The following is a 15046-nucleotide window of genomic DNA, read 5'->3' on the forward strand; positions in this document are numbered from 1 at the left end:
TGTCAGGTCACCGGTTTGAGCGCGATTGTGCGCTGTCTGGCCATGCGTTCCGCGGCTTTTGTGCGATCTTTCACGTCACCGGCCAATTGACCACAGGCGGCATCGATATCGTCACCGCGCGTCTTGCGCACCGTGGTCACGATGCCCGCGTCGCTCAGCAGTTTGCCAAAGGCCTGCACCTGCGCGTGTGAAGAACGCAAAAGGCCCGACGCAGGAAACGGGTTGAACGGGATCAGGTTGAACTTGCAGCGCACGCCCTCGCCGCGTGCGGGCTTCACGAGCTCGATCAGTTGCCGCGCATGCTCGATCTGGTCGTTGACCCCGTCCAGCATGCAGTATTCGAAGGTGATGAAGTCGCGCGGCGCATGTTCCAGGTAGCGGTTGCACGCAGCCAGCAGCTCTTCGATCGGGTACTTGCGGTTCAGGGGAACCAGGTTGTCGCGCAGCGGATCGTTGGGCGCATGCAACGAAACGGCCAGGGCCACGGGGCAGTCCTGGGCCAGCCGGTCGATCATGGGCACCACGCCGGAGGTCGACACCGTCACGCGGCGGCGCGACAGCCCATAGGCATGGTCGTCCAGCATCACGCGCAGGGCCGGCACCAGGGCCGAATAATTCTGCAGGGGCTCGCCCATGCCCATCATCACCACGTTGGAGATGACGCGCTCGTCCTTGCCCAGGCGCTTGCGCAGAGCATGCTCGGCAAACCACAGCTGCGCCACGATTTCACCTGTGGTGAGGTTGCGGCTGAAGCCCTGGTGGCCGGTGGAGCAGAAACGGCATCCCACGGCGCAGCCGGCCTGGGAGGAGATGCACAGCGTGCCGCGATCGTCCTCAGGAATGAAGACCGCCTCGACGGCATTGCCACCGCCCACATCGAACAGCCACTTGACGGTGCCGTCGGCCGAGACATGCTCGGTGATGACCGGCAACGCCTGCACATGCGCACAACCCCTGAGCTTGTCGCGCAGCGCCTTGGCCAGGTCGCTCATGGCATCGAAATCGTGCGCGCCGCGCTGGTGGATCCAGCGGAACAGCTGGGTCGCGCGAAAGCGCTTCTCACCGAGCTTCTCGCAAAAGGCGGCCAGCCCGTCGAGGTCGAATTCGAGCAGGTTGGTGCCTGTCGCCGGGCTCGCCACTGCCTTGGCGGCAGGCACGGCGACCGCAGCGGTCGTTTCAGTCGTGGTCGTCATAGCGGCATCCCTTCGGGTAACCGCTCGCAGTCGTCCCCATGGTGCGGCCGCCCCACCGGGGTGGGCTCAAGCATGGGGACCACCATCTCAGCGGGTGTAAATGTTCAGGCCGGGGAAGAAGAAAGCGATTTCCACGGCAGCCGTTTCGGCAGCGTCCGAACCGTGCACGGCGTTGGCATCGATGCTGTCGGCGAAGTCAGCGCGGATGGTGCCGGCTTCTGCCTTCTTGGGGTCGGTGGCGCCCATCAGTTCGCGGTTCTTCAGGATGGCGTTTTCGCCTTCCAGGGCCTGGATCATCACGGGGCCGGAGATCATGAAGTCCACCAGGTCCTTGAAGAAGGGGCGTGCCTTGTGCACGCCGTAGAACTGCTCGGCTTCCAGGCGCGACAGGTGCACCATGCGGGCAGCCACGACCTTCAGGCCGGCGGCTTCGAAACGGGCGTAGATCTGGCCGATCACGTTCTTGGCGACTGCGTCAGGCTTGATGATGGAGAGAGTGCGTTCGATTGCCATGGTGATTTTCCTGATTGGATTGATATAAACGGTGCGGATTCTTTTGCCCAGTGGACAAAACCCTCGATTCTAACCTTGCACGGGGAAACCCCTGTGAATCAACGGCCACGGCCGCGGCGGGGACCACCACCGCCGCCGCCGCCGCCACCGGGCGCGCGTTGCGCCTGGCGATGGCGCGACAGGCTGTCGGTGCCGATGTAGCCGACCGAGGTCTTCATCGGATCGGGCTGGGCCGAGCCGCCGCGCGCGCGGTCGGCATTGTTGTTGCCTCCACCGCCATTGCCACCCCGGCCGCCCTGCCCACCACCGCCATCGCGGCGGGGCTTCTGGCCGCGCGGGCCGTTGCCACCACCCGCGCCCGGCGGTTGGTCACGGCGGCTGCCATCGCCGCGCGGGCCGCCGCGGCGCATGTTGTTGCCGCGCTTGTTGCCTGCCGGGGCGCTTTCGCCCGGCGCGGCATCGCCACGGTCTTCGACCGGGTCACGCCCGGCACCGGCGGCCTTCACCAGGGCCCGGATGTCGCTTTCGTCCAGCTCCAGGAAGGCGCCGCGCTTGAGGCCGCGCGGCAGCACCATGGCGCCGTAGCGGATGCGGATGAGCCGGCTGACCGCATGGCCCACCGACTCCAGCATGCGCCGCACCTCGCGGTTGCGGCCTTCGGAAATGGTCACGCGGTACCAGCAGTTGGCACCCTCACCGCCGCCATCCTCGATGGAGCCGAAGGCGGCCATGCCATCGTCCAGGCGCACGCCCTCGATCAGCTTGGCTTTTTCCTCGTTGCTCAGGGCGCCGAGCACGCGCACGGCGTACTCGCGCTCCAGGCCGAAGCGCGGGTGCATGAGCTTGTTGGCCAGCTCGCCCGAACTGGTGAACAGCAGCAGGCCTTCGGTGTTCAGGTCCAGTCGACCGACGGACTGCCACTTGCCCTGCTGCAGGCGTGGCAGCTTGCGAAACACCGTGGGGCGGTTCTGCGGGTCGTCGTGCGAGACCACCTCGCCCACGGGCTTGTGGTAGGCGATGACACGCGCCGGCGGCGGGTCGATGCGGTAGCGGATGGGCTTGCCGTTGACCTTGACCTGGTCGCCATACTGGATGCGCTGGCCGATGTGGGCCGGCTCGCTGTTGACCGAGATGCGGCCCTCCAGAATGAGCTGCTCCATCTCCAGCCGCGAACCCAGGCCGGCCTGCGCCAGCACCTTGTGCAGCTTGGGCGTTTCCACCTGGGGCAGCAGCACGCGCTTGAGGGGCACCGCCTCGTCGGATTCCTCATCCGCATCGAACTGGCCGGAGACCACGTCCTCGAACTGGTAGCCCTGCACGCCCTGCTGCGGCCTGGGGCCCTTGGGACCCTTCGGGCCAGGGTGGGACTGGCCCTTGCCATGCCCCTCCTTGCGGCCGTCCCGGCGCTCCTGGCCATCGCCACGTTCGGCGCGCGGGGCATCGCCATAGATGCGCGCGCCGGGCGCGCGGTCGACCAGCACCGGCGGTGCCGCATCCTCTGCGTCGCCAGCAGCAGCTGGGGCGTCCTGGGCGGCCACGGACTGCACTTCGGCCAGGGGCAGCACCTCCTGCACTACGAGCTGCGGCGCGGGCTCCTGCGCCTGGGGCGCTTCGGCCACCACAGCCACGTCGGCCTCTGCGCGGGGCTGGCGCGGCTTGCGGGGCTTTTTCACCGCAGGCTCGGCCTCTGCAGCCGGCTGCACCGCGGCCTCGGCGGGCGCCACGGCAGTGGCTGCATCGTCGGCCACCACCTTCTTGCGCGGCGCGCGGCGTGGCTTGGCAGGCGGTGTGGAAGCCTCGGCACCGGAGGTGGCGGGGTCGGGGGTCGTCGAATCGTCGTTCATGTCAGCTTTCCCGGGACGCCCTGTGGGGCATCCTCATCATCGTCGCGGGAAGCATCGTCGCCCCGCTCCGTCTTGTTCAAATCGTCCGCACTCAAAGCGGTACCTGCCTGGGCCGCATCGTCGCCGGCCACCAGATGGCTGTCGCCATCGAGCCGCACCGCTCCGCCCGACTGCGCAGCCCCGCCCTCCTCGGCCCCGCCCGGCACATCGTCCGGCAGCAAGACCTCGGCGGCGTCCAATGCCCACGCAGCAGCGGCTGCCACCAGCCCATCGTCATCGTCGTCATCGTCGTGGTAACCGTTGGCATCGGCGTCCTCCTCCGGCACAGCCCCACCCTCCAGGCCAGCGAGGGTCTGCAGGACAGGCCCGGCCGTGGTGGCGCCGCCATCGGCCGGCTCGCTGATCGGCGGCTCCGGGGCATCGCCCTCGGGCTGCTGCGCAGCTTCCGCCGCGCCCTCTTCCTCCGCCGGCTCCTCGATCACGCCCTGCGCCGCGGCAGCCATGGCCTCCAGCACGTTTGCATGGCCCGAGGCGTCCTCCAGCATGGGCAACTGGTCCAGCGAGGCCAGGCCCAGGTCATCAAGGAACTGGCGCGTGGTGGCGAACAGCGAAGGCCGGCCCACCGTCTCGCGGTGGCCGATCACCTCGACCCAGCCGCGGTCCTCGAGCTGCTTGATGATCAGGCTGTTGACCGTCACCCCGCGGATGTCCTCGATGTCCCCGCGCGTCACCGGCTGCCGGTAGGCAATGATGGCCAGCGTCTCCAGCGTGGCACGCGTGTACTTGGGCGGCTTCTCGGGGTGCAGCCGATCCAGGTACTCGCGCATTTCAGGGCGGCTCTGCAGGCGCCAGCCCGTGGCCACCTGCACCAGCTCCACCCCCCTGTGGGCCCAGTCGCGCTGCAGGTCGAGCAGCAGCAGCTTGAGCGTGTCCGTACCCAGGGCGTCATTGAACAGCACCCGCATCTCGCGCAGCGCCACCGGCTGCTGCGCGCAAATCAGGGCAGTCTCAAGGACCCGTTTGGCATCCACCGTGTTCATGGTTCAGCGATTCCGGGAAAAAAGGCGGCACGTGTCGTGACAGGGGCCGCACCAGCAGCAGGGATTTCATCCATCAAGGGGCGCAAACTGCGCGGCCGCTGGCGCGACGCTGGGGGCCCGGCGGGATTCCGTCTTCGGGTTCGGGGCGCGGTGTGCACGCCCCAGGGCCGGTCAGGCCTGGAAACACAGATACTGCGTTTCGCTATGCGCCATTGTAACGCAGGCCCCAGAAAGACAGGGCAGCGCCCATGTCCGGGGGCAGCGGCGCATGCAGTTCCAGCGGCTGGCCGGTGACCGGATGGGTGAACGCCAGGCGAAAGGCATGCAGCGCCTGGCGCTGCAGGGCCCCCACCGGGGCGCCACCATAGAGCACGTCGGCCACCAGCGGATGGCCGATGGAGGCCATGTGCACGCGGATCTGGTGCGTGCGGCCGGTGTGCAGCGTGCACTCCACCCAGCAGCCCGCGCCCACCCCTTCGAGCAGGCGGAAATCCGTGCGCGCCGGTTTGCCGGCATGGCTGGCCAGGTCCACCACGGCCATGCGCAGGCGGTTGCGCGGGTCGCGGCCGATGGGCTCCTGCACCGTGCGCCGGGCCGGGCCCGCCCAGGGCTTGTGGGCCAGCGCCAGGTACTGGCGGTGCACGCTGCGCGCGGCGATCATGGCCACCAGTGCGTCCATGGTGGAACGCTCGCGCGCCACCACCATCAGGCCGCTGGTGTCCTTGTCCAGCCGGTGCACGATGCCTGCACGCGGCACCATAAGCGCCTTGGCGTCCCGCGCTAGCAGGCCGTTGAGCAGGGTACCGCTCCAGTTGCCGGGGGCCGGATGCACCACCAGCCCGGCGGGCTTGTTGACCACCAGCAGGTGCTCGTCCTCGTAGACCACGTCGATGTCCATCGCCTCGGGCCGAAAGGCCTGGCTTTGCTGCGTGGGGCGCATTTCCAGCGCCAGGGCATCGCCGGCCTTGACCTTGAGCGAGGGTTTGGTGGCCGGCTGCCCGTTGATCCGCACCAGCCCCTGGCCCAGCAGTTGCTGCAGGTAGCTGCGCGAGAACTCGGGCACCAGCTCGGCCAGCGCCTTGTCCAGGCGCGCCGCATGCTGGGCCGTGCCCACCTGCATCTGGCGCACCTCGGCCTCGTCGGCCCCTCCCGCCTCCTCGCCGGCCCACTCCTCGTCAGGGCTGCCAGGCTGGCCGGACAGGCCGGATTCAGGGGCTTGGGCGGGCGCCACCACCACGGCGCTCAACGCGCCGACAGGTAGCGCGCGGGGTCCACCGGCTTGCCGTTGCGGCGGATCTCGAAGTGCAGCTTCACGCGGTCGGCGTCGGTGCTGCCCATCTCGGCGATCTTCTGGCCCTTGCGCACGGACTGGTCTTCCTTGACCAGCAGCGTCTGGTTGTGCGCGTAGGCCGTGAGGAAGGTGTTGTTGTGCTTGAGGATCACCAGGTTGCCGTAGCCCCGCAGGCCGGCACCGGAATAGACCACGCGGCCATCCGCGGCTGCCAGCACCGCATCGCCGGCCTTGCCGGAGATGTCGTAGCCCTTGTTGCGGGCCTCGTCAAAGCCGGCCAGCAGCGAGCCCGATGCAGGCCAGATGAAGTTCAGGTCGTCCTCGCCGGCGCTCGGTGCCGGCGTGGGCGCTGCCACCACAGCCGGCGGCGGCGTGGTCGGCTTGGCGCCACTGGCGGTGGAGGCGGGCGGCAACGGGGTGGCCGTCGGCGCCGATGGCGTGATGGTCGTGGAGGTCACCGGGCGCGTGACCACGCCGGTATCGGCGGCGATCACGGGCGGCGGGGTCGTGCCCGGCGCGACGACGCGCAACACCTGGCCCACCTCGATCAGATCGGGGTTCGTCAGGTTGTTCCAGCGCGCGATGTCCTTCCAGCCCTGGCCGTTTTCCAGGCCGATGCGGATCAGCGTATCTCCCGGCTTGACGGTGTAGTAACCGGGCTTTCCGGCATTCTCCGCTCCAGGCAGGGGTTTGATGGGCGCGGCCACCCCACCGGGCTGCGGCGACCCGGTCGTGGTCATGGCCCCGGCGTAGGTTCCCCGGTCCTCCACAGGGGCCTTGTTCATTCGGGTTCCACAGCCAGCCAGCAGCAACGCCACGGTAAACCCTGCAACAAGACCACGCGATACCAACATAAGCATTTCCCTTCAGGCAATCCCCGATTTTAGAGGGACAAAATGAACCGGCTCGAGCACGCTTTGTTTCAACCCGTGCGGGGTCTTGTCAATCACGAGCAACATCTGCTGGCCGCCGGCCACCGCCATGGGTGCCACCAGCCTCCCGCCCACCGCCAGCTGGTCGCACCATTCCTGTGGCACGGCATCGCCGCCGGCTGCGGCAATGATGGCCGCGTAGGGCGCGCCCTTGGCGTAACCGACCATGCCGTCGCCCAGCATCAGGTGCACATTGGCCAGGCGAAACGGGCGCAGGTTGTCGCGCGCCTTGTCGTGCAGGCCGCGCAGGCGCTCGATGGTGTACACCTCGCGCGCCAGCAGGCCCAGCACGGCCGCCTGGTAACCGCAGCCGGTACCGATCTCCAGCACCCGGCCCAGGCCGGCCGGCCGGGCGCTCTCGGCCGACAGCAGCAGCTCGCACATGCGCGCCACCACGCTGGGCTTGGAAATCGTCTGCCCCAGGCCGATCGGCAGGCTGGTGTCTTCGTACGCCTGGTTGACCAGGCCACTGTCGACGAAGCGGTGGCGCTCCACCGTCGCCAGCGCCTGCAGCACGGCGGGCGAGGTGATGCCCCCGGCCGCGAGTTTTTGCACCATGCGGTTGCGCACCGCTGCCGAATCGAGCCCCACGCCCACGGCCGTGGCGGCCGGAGCCCGCTGGCCCAGCCCGGCGCCGGCGCCCTTGGGGGCGCCTGCGCCCACACCCGATCCAGCCGGGCGCGGCGCTGGCGTACCGCTGCCCGGGAGCCTGGCGGGAAAGCCCGGACGTCGCTGCATCACATGCCCGCCGCGAGCTTCGAGGCGGTCTGCGCCCAGTAGCCCAGGTTGTCGTGGTCCGTGAGGTCCACCTTGAGGGGGGTGATGGCCACATGCCCCTGCGCCGTGGCATGGAAATCCGTGCCCTCGGCATCGTCCTTGGCCGCGCCCGCATTGCCGATCCAGTACATCGCCTCGCCGCGCGGGCTCTCCTGCACGATCACGCGCTCGGCCGCATGCCGGCGCCCCAGCCGGCACAGCTTGATGGGCTTGAGCGCCGCCAGCGGCATGTTGGGGATGTTCACGTTGAGCAGCCAGGGCACCTCGGTCACCAGGCTCTGCGCCCGCATCTGCTCGACGATCTCGCGCGCCTTGGCGGCGGCCGCCTCGATCTCGCCCCAGCCCTTGTCCACCTGGGAGAACGCAATCGCCGGCACGCCGAAGAGGTAGCCCTCCATGGCCGCCCCCACGGTGCCCGAATAGATGGTGTCGTCGCCCATGTTGGCGCCGTTGTTGATGCCCGAGACCACCAGGTCGGGGCGGTAGCCCAGCAGCCCGGTGAGCGCGATGTGCACGCAGTCGGCCGGCGTGCCGTTCACATAGCGAAAACCATTGGCCGCCTTGTGCACGGACAGGGGCGAATGCAGGGTCAGCGCGTTCGATTTGGCACTGTTGTTGTGCTCGGGCGCGACCACTTCCACCTCCACACCCGCCAGTGTCTTGAGCGCGTCGTGCAGCGCCACAATGCCAGGGGCCTGGAAGCCGTCGTCGTTGGAAATCAGGATCTTCATGGATTGGGATCGGGTTTGCCTGGGATTGTAGGACGCGACCGAAGCGGGCGGGCCCCGGTCGCTCGGGGGACATCACGGGCCGCGACGGCGCGCCTATCATCCGGCGCATCACTGACAGGAGACTTTTCCCATGCACGCTTGGCTCTGCACCAACCCCACCGGCGTCGAGGCCCTGGCCTGGACCGAACTGCCCACGCCCACGCCCAAGGCGGGGGAGGTGCTGATCGAGATCAAGGCCGCCAGCCTGAACTTCCCCGACCTGCTGATCGTGCAGAACAAGTACCAGATGAAGCCGCCGCTGCCCTTCGTGCCCGGCTCGGAGTACGCGGGTGTGGTGCAGGCCGTGGGCGAAGGCGTCACCCACCTGCAGGTGGGCCAGAACGTGGCCTGCCTGTCGGGCACCGGTGGCTTCGGCACCCACACCATCGCACCGGCCGCCCTGTGCATGCCGCTGCCGCCGGGCTTCTCGCACGTGGATGCGGCGGCCTTCATCATGATCTACGCCACCTCCTACCATGCGCTGGTGGACCGGGCGCAGCTCAAGGCCGGCGAGACGGTGCTGGTGCTGGGCGCCGCAGGCGGCGTGGGCACGTCGGCCATCCAGATCGCCAAGGCCATGGGCGCGCGCGTGATCGCAGCCGCCTCCAGCGACGAGAAATGCGCGCTGTGCACCTCCATCGGGGCCGACGCCACCATCAACTACAGCAAGGACAACCTGCGCGAGGCCATCAAGGCCCTGACCGACGGCAAGGGCCCGGACGTGATCTATGACCCCGTGGGCGGCGATTTCGCCGAGCCGGCCTTCCGCTCCATCGCCTGGCGCGGACGCTACCTGGTGGTGGGCTTTGCCTCGGGCCCCATCCCCGCGCTGCCGTTCAACCTGGCACTGCTCAAGGGTGCTTCCATCGTCGGCGTGTTCTGGGGTGACTTCGCCAAGCGCGAGCCCAAGGCCAATGCCGCGATGATGGGCGAGCTGGCGCAGTGGTATGCCAAGGGCAGGATCAAGCCCGTGATCGACCGCACCATGCCCATGGCCGAGCTGCCTGCCGCCTACGCCCACATGGGCTCGCGCGGCGTGATGGGCAAGCTGGTCATGGTCAACTGAAGCGAAATGCCCCCCCTGAGTCGCTTCGCGCCTTCCCCCTCTCTCATATTGCTTCGCAATCTGGGAGGGGGACGCCCCCAGCGCGGCGGGGCGGCCCTTGCGCGGGGGCACTGGCGTTGGTCGTGCCAGTTTCATGCGTCGTGTGTGGCACACAGCGCAATGAACAACTGACACCAAAAACTGACGCCCTGGGCGGCGCTCGCGACGGGAAACATGGCGCTGTGTCAAACTCGCGGTTCATCGCAGCCCCTGTTACTGGTGCCCGCCCATGGCCGACCGTCAACCCTACGAAATCGCACGCGAAACGCTCAAGCAGCTCTCGACCCGCCGGCTGGCCCCGACACCCGAGAACTACCTGGCGATCTACGATGAGATCGCTGGTGTGCGCAGTGCCGCGCCGTTTCCCGAGGCCCAGCTGGCCGGCATCCTGCGGCTGATCCCCGCCCAGACCCCGGCGCAAAAGCGCCTGCTCGGCCAGTTCGAGAAGGCCGTCGCCAACAAGGACTGGAGCAGCCTGCAGAGCGTGCTCGTGGGCTACGCCAACCTGGGCCTGAGCCCTGCCGCCGCCTCGCCGGTGGAGCTGCCCACCGCGGCGCCTGCCGCCACGCTGCCCGAGGACCTGGCCGAGCTGCTCGCCCGCCTGATCGACAACACCCTGCCCGCGCTGGGCGAGGACGATGCGCGCGTGCATGAGATGGCCGCCCAGCTCACCACCTTCCTGCGCGAGCCCGCCCCCCTCATCCCCACGCTGATGCTGATGCTGGGCAACTTCACCTACCGGCTGTCGTTCGCCACGGAAGACCAGGCGGCCATCCGCGCCGGGCTGCTGGAACTGCTGCACATGGTGTTCGAGAACATCGCCGTGCTCAGCGCCGACGACCGCTGGCTGCAGGGCCAGGCCGAGGCGCTGATGACCGCCTCCACCCCGCCGCTCACGCTGCGCCGGCTCGACGACGTGCAGCTGCGCCTCAAGGACGTGATCTTCAAGCAGACCGAGGCCAAGGCGCGCTCCATGGAAGCCCAGGAGCAGATGAAGGACCTGCTGGCCACCTTTATCGAGCGCCTGGCGCAGATCACGGCCTCCAGCACCACCTACCAGGGCACCATGGAGCGCTGCGCCGACCTCATCGGCAAGGCCAGCAGCCTGCAGGAGATCGCACCCGTGCTCGAGGAGGTGATGACCGCCACGCGCAGCATGGCGCTCGACACCAAGCTCACCCACACCGAGCTGCTGGACCTGCGCGAACGCACCGAGGTCAAGCGCGCCGAAGTCGCCAAGCTGCAGCAGGAACTCGATCGTGCCAGCGCCCAGGCGCGGCATGACCCGCTGACCGGCAGCCTCAACCGCAAGGGCCTGGACGAGGCCATGGAGCGCGAGATCGCCCGCGCCCGGCGCCTGGGTGCACCGCTGTGCTTTGCGCTGCTGGACATCGACAACTTCAAGCTTATCAACGACCGCCTGGGCCACAGCGTGGGCGATGCCGCCCTGGTGCACCTGGCGCAGGTCACGCGCGAGGTGATGCGCCCGCAGGACCTGCTGGCCCGCTACGGCGGCGAGGAGTTCGTGCTGCTGCTGCCCGACACCACCGTGGACGCCGGCGTGGCCGCCATGACGCGCCTGCAGCGCGAGCTGACCACGCGCTTCTTCCTGCAGGGCAGCGAGAAGATCCTCATCACCTTCAGCGCGGGCGTGGCCCAGCTGCACGACAGCGAGAGCAGCTTCGACGCGATCAAGCGCGCCGATCAGAGCATGTACCTGGCCAAGCGCTCGGGCAAGAACCGCGTGATGGCTGCATGAGCCCCCGCCGGTGACTCCCCAGCAGCGCCGCGCATTCCTGCTGCTGGCCGCCCACGGCGCAGCCACCACCGCCCTGCCCCGCTGTGCCTGGGGCCAGCCGCAGCGCCAGCAGGCCAACCCCTTCGCCCTGGGCGTGGCCAGCGGCGACCCCAGTGCCGATGGCGTGGTGCTCTGGACCCGGCTGATCCCCGACGACAGCCACGCCAGCCAGGCTTTCACCGTGCGCTGGGAACTGGCCGACGACGACGGCTTTCAGCGCATCGTGCAGCGCGGCCAGGCCACGGCGCATCCGGGCCTGGGCCACAGCGTGCACGTCGAACTGGCCGGCCTGGCGCCGGGCCGCTGGTACCACTACCGCTTCATGCATGGCGACGCGGTGAGCGCCACCGGCCGCACACGCACCGCGCCCGCCGCCGATGCCCTGCCCGAACGTCTGCGCCTGGCCTTTGCCTCGTGCCAGCGCTGGGAGCATGGCCACTATGCGGCCTGGCGCCATGTGCGCGCGGATGCGCCGGACCTGGTGCTCTTCCTGGGCGACTACATCTACGAGTACGCCAGCCCCAGGGACACCTCGGGCCTGGCCCGCGTGCACGGCCTGCGCCTGGCCACCACCCTGGCCGACTACCGCGACCGCTACGCGCTACACCGAAGCGACCCGGCCCTGCAGGCCGCCCACGCCGCCTGCCCCTGGCTGGTGACCTGGGACGACCACGAGGTACAGAACGACTACGCCGGTCGCACGGGCAAGGGCGATCCCGCCGCCTTCCTGGCCCAGCGCAGCGCCGCCTGGCAGGCCTTCTACGAGAACATGCCCCTGCGCGCCTCCAGCCTGGTGCAGCGCGACTACACGGCCCTGCAGCTGTACCGGCGCCTGCCCTGGGGCCGCCTGGCGCAGTTGCATGTGCTCGATGCCCGCCAGTACCGCAGCCTGCAGGCCTGCCGCACCGCCAGTGCCAGCGGTGCCGGCGCCGTGCGCCCCAGGGACTGTGCCGAACTGGCCGAACCCGCCCGCAGCTTTCTGGGTACGGCCCAGGAGCAGTGGCTGGACACGGGCCTGGCCAGCGATGCCCGGGACAGCCGCACCCGCTGGAGCGTGATCGCGCAGCAGACCCTGTTCTCGCCGCGCCACTACCCCTCGGGCGTGGTCTCTACCGACAGCTGGGACGGCTACCCGGCCGCACGCACCCGCCTGCTGCAATCCATCACGCAGCATGCCCCGCGCAATACCGTGCTGCTGGGTGGCGACATCCACCAGAATTACGTCTGCCGTGTGCTGGCCGACGCGGCGCGGCCCGATGCCCCGGTGATCGCCAGCGAGTTCTGCGGTACCTCCATCAGCTCGCGCTCGGGCAGCACGCAGGACAAGGTGGACGCCGTGGTGCGCCACAGCCCCCATGTGCTGCTGGCCCGCTGCGAGCAGCGCGGCTATGGCCTGGCCGACATCACCCCTGGGCGCTGGACCACCAGCTTGCGCGTGCTGGACGACCCGCTGCGCGAGGACAGCGGCGCCAGCACGCTGGCGCGCTTCGTCGTGGAAGACCGGCGTGCCGGGCCGGTGCCGGCCTGAGCAAGGCGGCCAGCCTCCGGCAATACCCTTTCGGGCGCTTGTAGCATCCTGTAAAAAAAGCGCGCGGCCGCCGTGCAGGCGCCTTACCATGGCCCGTATTCCAGCCCCCTTGGAGACAAGCAATGCGCAAGACCACCCCCACCTTGACCCTGCTGGCCCTGGCCGCGCTGCTGGCCGGTTGCACCAGTGCCCCGCGGTTCGAATACGCGGTGCCGGCCCAGCCCGAAGGCTCCTCGGGCTACACCGAAAAGCCCGGCTGGGCCACCGAAAAGTTCGCCGTGGCCGCCGCCAACCCGCTGGCCACCGATGCCGGCTACCAGATCCTCAAGGCCGGTGGTTCGGCCCTGGATGCGGCGATTGCGGTGCAGATGGTGCTGACACTGGTCGAGCCGCAATCGAGCGGCATCGGTGGCGGCGCCTTCCTGCTGCACAGCGCCGGCACCAAGGTGGAGGCCTATGACGGCCGCGAAACGGCACCGGCGGCCGCCGACGAAAAACTGTTCCTCGGCGCGGACGGCAAGCCCGTGCCCTTCCACGACGGGGTCGTGGGCGGCCGCTCGGTGGGCGTGCCCGGCACCGTGCGCATGCTGGAGATGGCGCACAAGGAGCACGGCAAACTGCCCTGGGCCACGCTATTCCAGCCTGCCATCACCTTGGCCGAAGGCGGCTTCAAGGTCAGCGCGCGGCTGAACACCCTGGCTGCAGCCGACGCCCACCTCAAGAAGGACCCGGTGGCAGCGGCCTACTTCTACAAGCCCGATGGCGATGCGCGCGACGTGGGTTTCAACCTGCGCAACCCCGAGCTCGGTGCCGTGCTGCGCCGCATCGCGGCCGAGGGCAGCAAGGCCCTGCACGAGGGCGAGATCGCCCAGGCCATCGTGGACAAGGTGCAAAAGCACCCCACCAACCCAGGCAAGCTCAGCCTGGCCGACCTGGCCGGCTACCAGCCCAGGAAGCGCGAGCCCCTGTGCCACGACTACCAGGTGGCCAGCAAGAATTACCGCATGTGCGGCTTTCCGCCGCCCAGCTCGGGCGCCATCGCCATCGCGCAGATCCTGGGCATCCTGAAGAACACCGATGCGGCCGCCATGCCGCTCGAAAACGACCTGCCCACGGCTGACTGGCTGCACCTGTACACCGACGCCGCGCGCCTGGCGTTTGCCGACCGCGCCCAGTACGTGGCCGACCCCGATTTCGTGCAGCCGCCCGCCGGCAGCTGGACCAGCCTGATCGCCCCGGCCTACCTGGCCGAGCGCGCCAAGCTCATCGGCACGCAGAGCCTCAAGGTCGCCCAGCCCGGCAAGCCGCCCGGCGCCGTGGCCACCAGCTACGCGCCCATGCCCGACCAGCCCGAGTACGGCACCAGCCACATCAGCATCGTCGATGCCTCGGGCAATGCGGTGGCCATGACCACCACCATCGAGGACCAGTTCGGCGCGCGCCAGATGGTCAAGGGCTTTTTGCTCAACAACGAGCTCACCGACTTCAGCTTTGCCCCGGCCGACGCCCAGGGCCAGCCGATCGCCAACCGCGTGCAGCCGGGCAAGCGGCCACGCTCGTCGATGTCGCCCACGCTGGTGTTCGACAAGGCCACGGGCGAGCTGCTGATGAGCGGCGGCAGCCCGGGTGGCGCGGCCATCATCCACTACACGGCCAAGACGCTGTACGGGGTGTTCAACTGGGGGCTGATGCCGCAGCAGGCGATCAACCTGCCCAACTTCGGTTCGATGAACGGGCCCTCGCTGCTGGAGGAAAAGCGTTTCCCTCCGCTCACGGTGGAGACCTTGCGGGCGCGCGGGGCGGAGGTGCGGGAGATGAACATGACCAGTGGGCTGCAAGCCATCACGCGGGGGCATGCGCATGGGAAGAAGCTGTGGTTTGGGGGGGCGGATCCGCGGCGTGAAGGGGTGGTGATGGGGGACTGATCTGGTTCTTCATGCATCGTCGGTCCCGTCCGTTGGAATCGTGCGGTTTGCCTGGTTGAAGGGCGGGGGCCGGGATGTGCGCCCGGCAGCGCAGTAACTTTCTCTTGCGTCGCCAAGAGAAAGTCACCAAAGAGAAGGCGACCCCCAGTCTGCGTCCCTCCGCTTCGCTGCGGGCAACCTGCGATGCTCGGAACTGGGGTGGTGCCGCAGAACTCGCTGCGTTCTTCGAACTCCGCTCAGACAGCTGCGGCAAGCTAGTGTCGTGAGTTAGAAGTTCGCAGGCAAAATCTCTCGACACTCGCGAGGATGTCATCTGCGGTCTTTGACCAG

12 protein-coding genes are annotated in these 15046 nt (G+C 68.9%); 4 read left to right on the forward strand and 8 right to left on the reverse strand.

Annotated elements, in window-relative coordinates; all coding sequences use genetic code 11:
* Positions 1–2 precede the first annotated feature (2 nt).
* From rlmN to surE, 8 genes are all read right to left on the reverse strand, one after another.
* The gene (gene rlmN, locus AC07PA_RS32265) at positions 3–1193 is read right to left on the reverse strand and encodes a dual-specificity RNA methyltransferase RlmN (RefSeq protein ID WP_494610262.1); all 1191 of its coding nucleotides are present in this window, start codon (positions 1191–1193) and stop codon (positions 3–5) included.
* Positions 1194–1280: 87 nt separating this feature from the next.
* Positions 1281–1706: a nucleoside-diphosphate kinase gene (gene ndk / locus AC07PA_RS32270; RefSeq protein ID WP_007848912.1), complete on the reverse strand. Its 426-nt coding sequence runs from the start codon at positions 1704–1706 to the stop codon at positions 1281–1283.
* A gap of 98 nt (positions 1707–1804) precedes the next feature.
* Entirely contained in the window at positions 1805–3550 is a 1746-nt protein-coding gene (locus AC07PA_RS32275; RefSeq protein WP_494610261.1) for a pseudouridine synthase, read from the reverse strand.
* The gene (gene scpB, locus AC07PA_RS32280; protein WP_494610260.1) at positions 3547–4590 is read right to left on the reverse strand and encodes an SMC-Scp complex subunit ScpB; all 1044 of its coding nucleotides are present in this window, start codon (positions 4588–4590) and stop codon (positions 3547–3549) included. Before scpB ends, AC07PA_RS32275 begins: the two co-directional genes overlap by 4 nt.
* A gap of 202 nt (positions 4591–4792) precedes the next feature.
* Complete coding sequence (locus AC07PA_RS32285) at positions 4793–5836, reverse strand: RluA family pseudouridine synthase (protein ID WP_494610259.1); 1044 nt, start codon at positions 5834–5836, stop codon at positions 4793–4795.
* A complete protein-coding gene (locus tag AC07PA_RS32290) occupies positions 5833–6735 on the reverse strand; it encodes a peptidoglycan DD-metalloendopeptidase family protein (RefSeq protein WP_035202041.1) in 903 nt (300 codons plus the stop codon). Before AC07PA_RS32290 ends, AC07PA_RS32285 begins: the two co-directional genes overlap by 4 nt.
* A 12-nt stretch (positions 6736–6747) precedes the next feature.
* Positions 6748–7551, reverse strand: a complete 804-nt coding sequence (locus AC07PA_RS32295) for a protein-L-isoaspartate(D-aspartate) O-methyltransferase (RefSeq protein ID WP_108016339.1) — start codon at positions 7549–7551, stop codon at positions 6748–6750.
* A complete protein-coding gene (surE, locus tag AC07PA_RS32300; RefSeq protein WP_007860230.1) occupies positions 7551–8321 on the reverse strand; it encodes a 5'/3'-nucleotidase SurE in 771 nt (256 codons plus the stop codon). Before surE ends, AC07PA_RS32295 begins: the two co-directional genes overlap by 1 nt.
* 130 nt (positions 8322–8451) lie before the next feature.
* Here surE and AC07PA_RS32305 point away from each other — a divergent pair, with 130 nt between their 5' ends.
* The 4 genes from AC07PA_RS32305 (at position 8452) to AC07PA_RS32320 (ending at position 14716) form a co-directional block, all read left to right on the forward strand.
* Entirely contained in the window at positions 8452–9426 is a 975-nt protein-coding gene (locus tag AC07PA_RS32305) for an NADPH:quinone oxidoreductase family protein (RefSeq protein ID WP_145699281.1), read from the forward strand.
* 268 nt (positions 9427–9694) lie between these two features.
* Positions 9695–11224, forward strand: a complete 1530-nt coding sequence (locus AC07PA_RS32310; protein WP_494610258.1) for a GGDEF domain-containing protein — start codon at positions 9695–9697, stop codon at positions 11222–11224.
* Between the two features lie 10 nt (positions 11225–11234).
* Positions 11235–12791, forward strand: coding sequence for an alkaline phosphatase D family protein (locus AC07PA_RS32315; protein ID WP_494610257.1), 1557 nt, complete (start codon positions 11235–11237; stop codon positions 12789–12791).
* Between the two features lie 122 nt (positions 12792–12913).
* Positions 12914–14716 (forward strand): gamma-glutamyltransferase family protein, encoded by a 1803-nt coding sequence (locus AC07PA_RS32320; protein ID WP_494610256.1) that lies wholly within the window; start codon positions 12914–12916, stop codon positions 14714–14716.
* Positions 14717–15046 lie beyond the last annotated feature (330 nt).

The organism is Acidovorax sp. GW821-FHT09B03 (assembly GCF_059418305.1).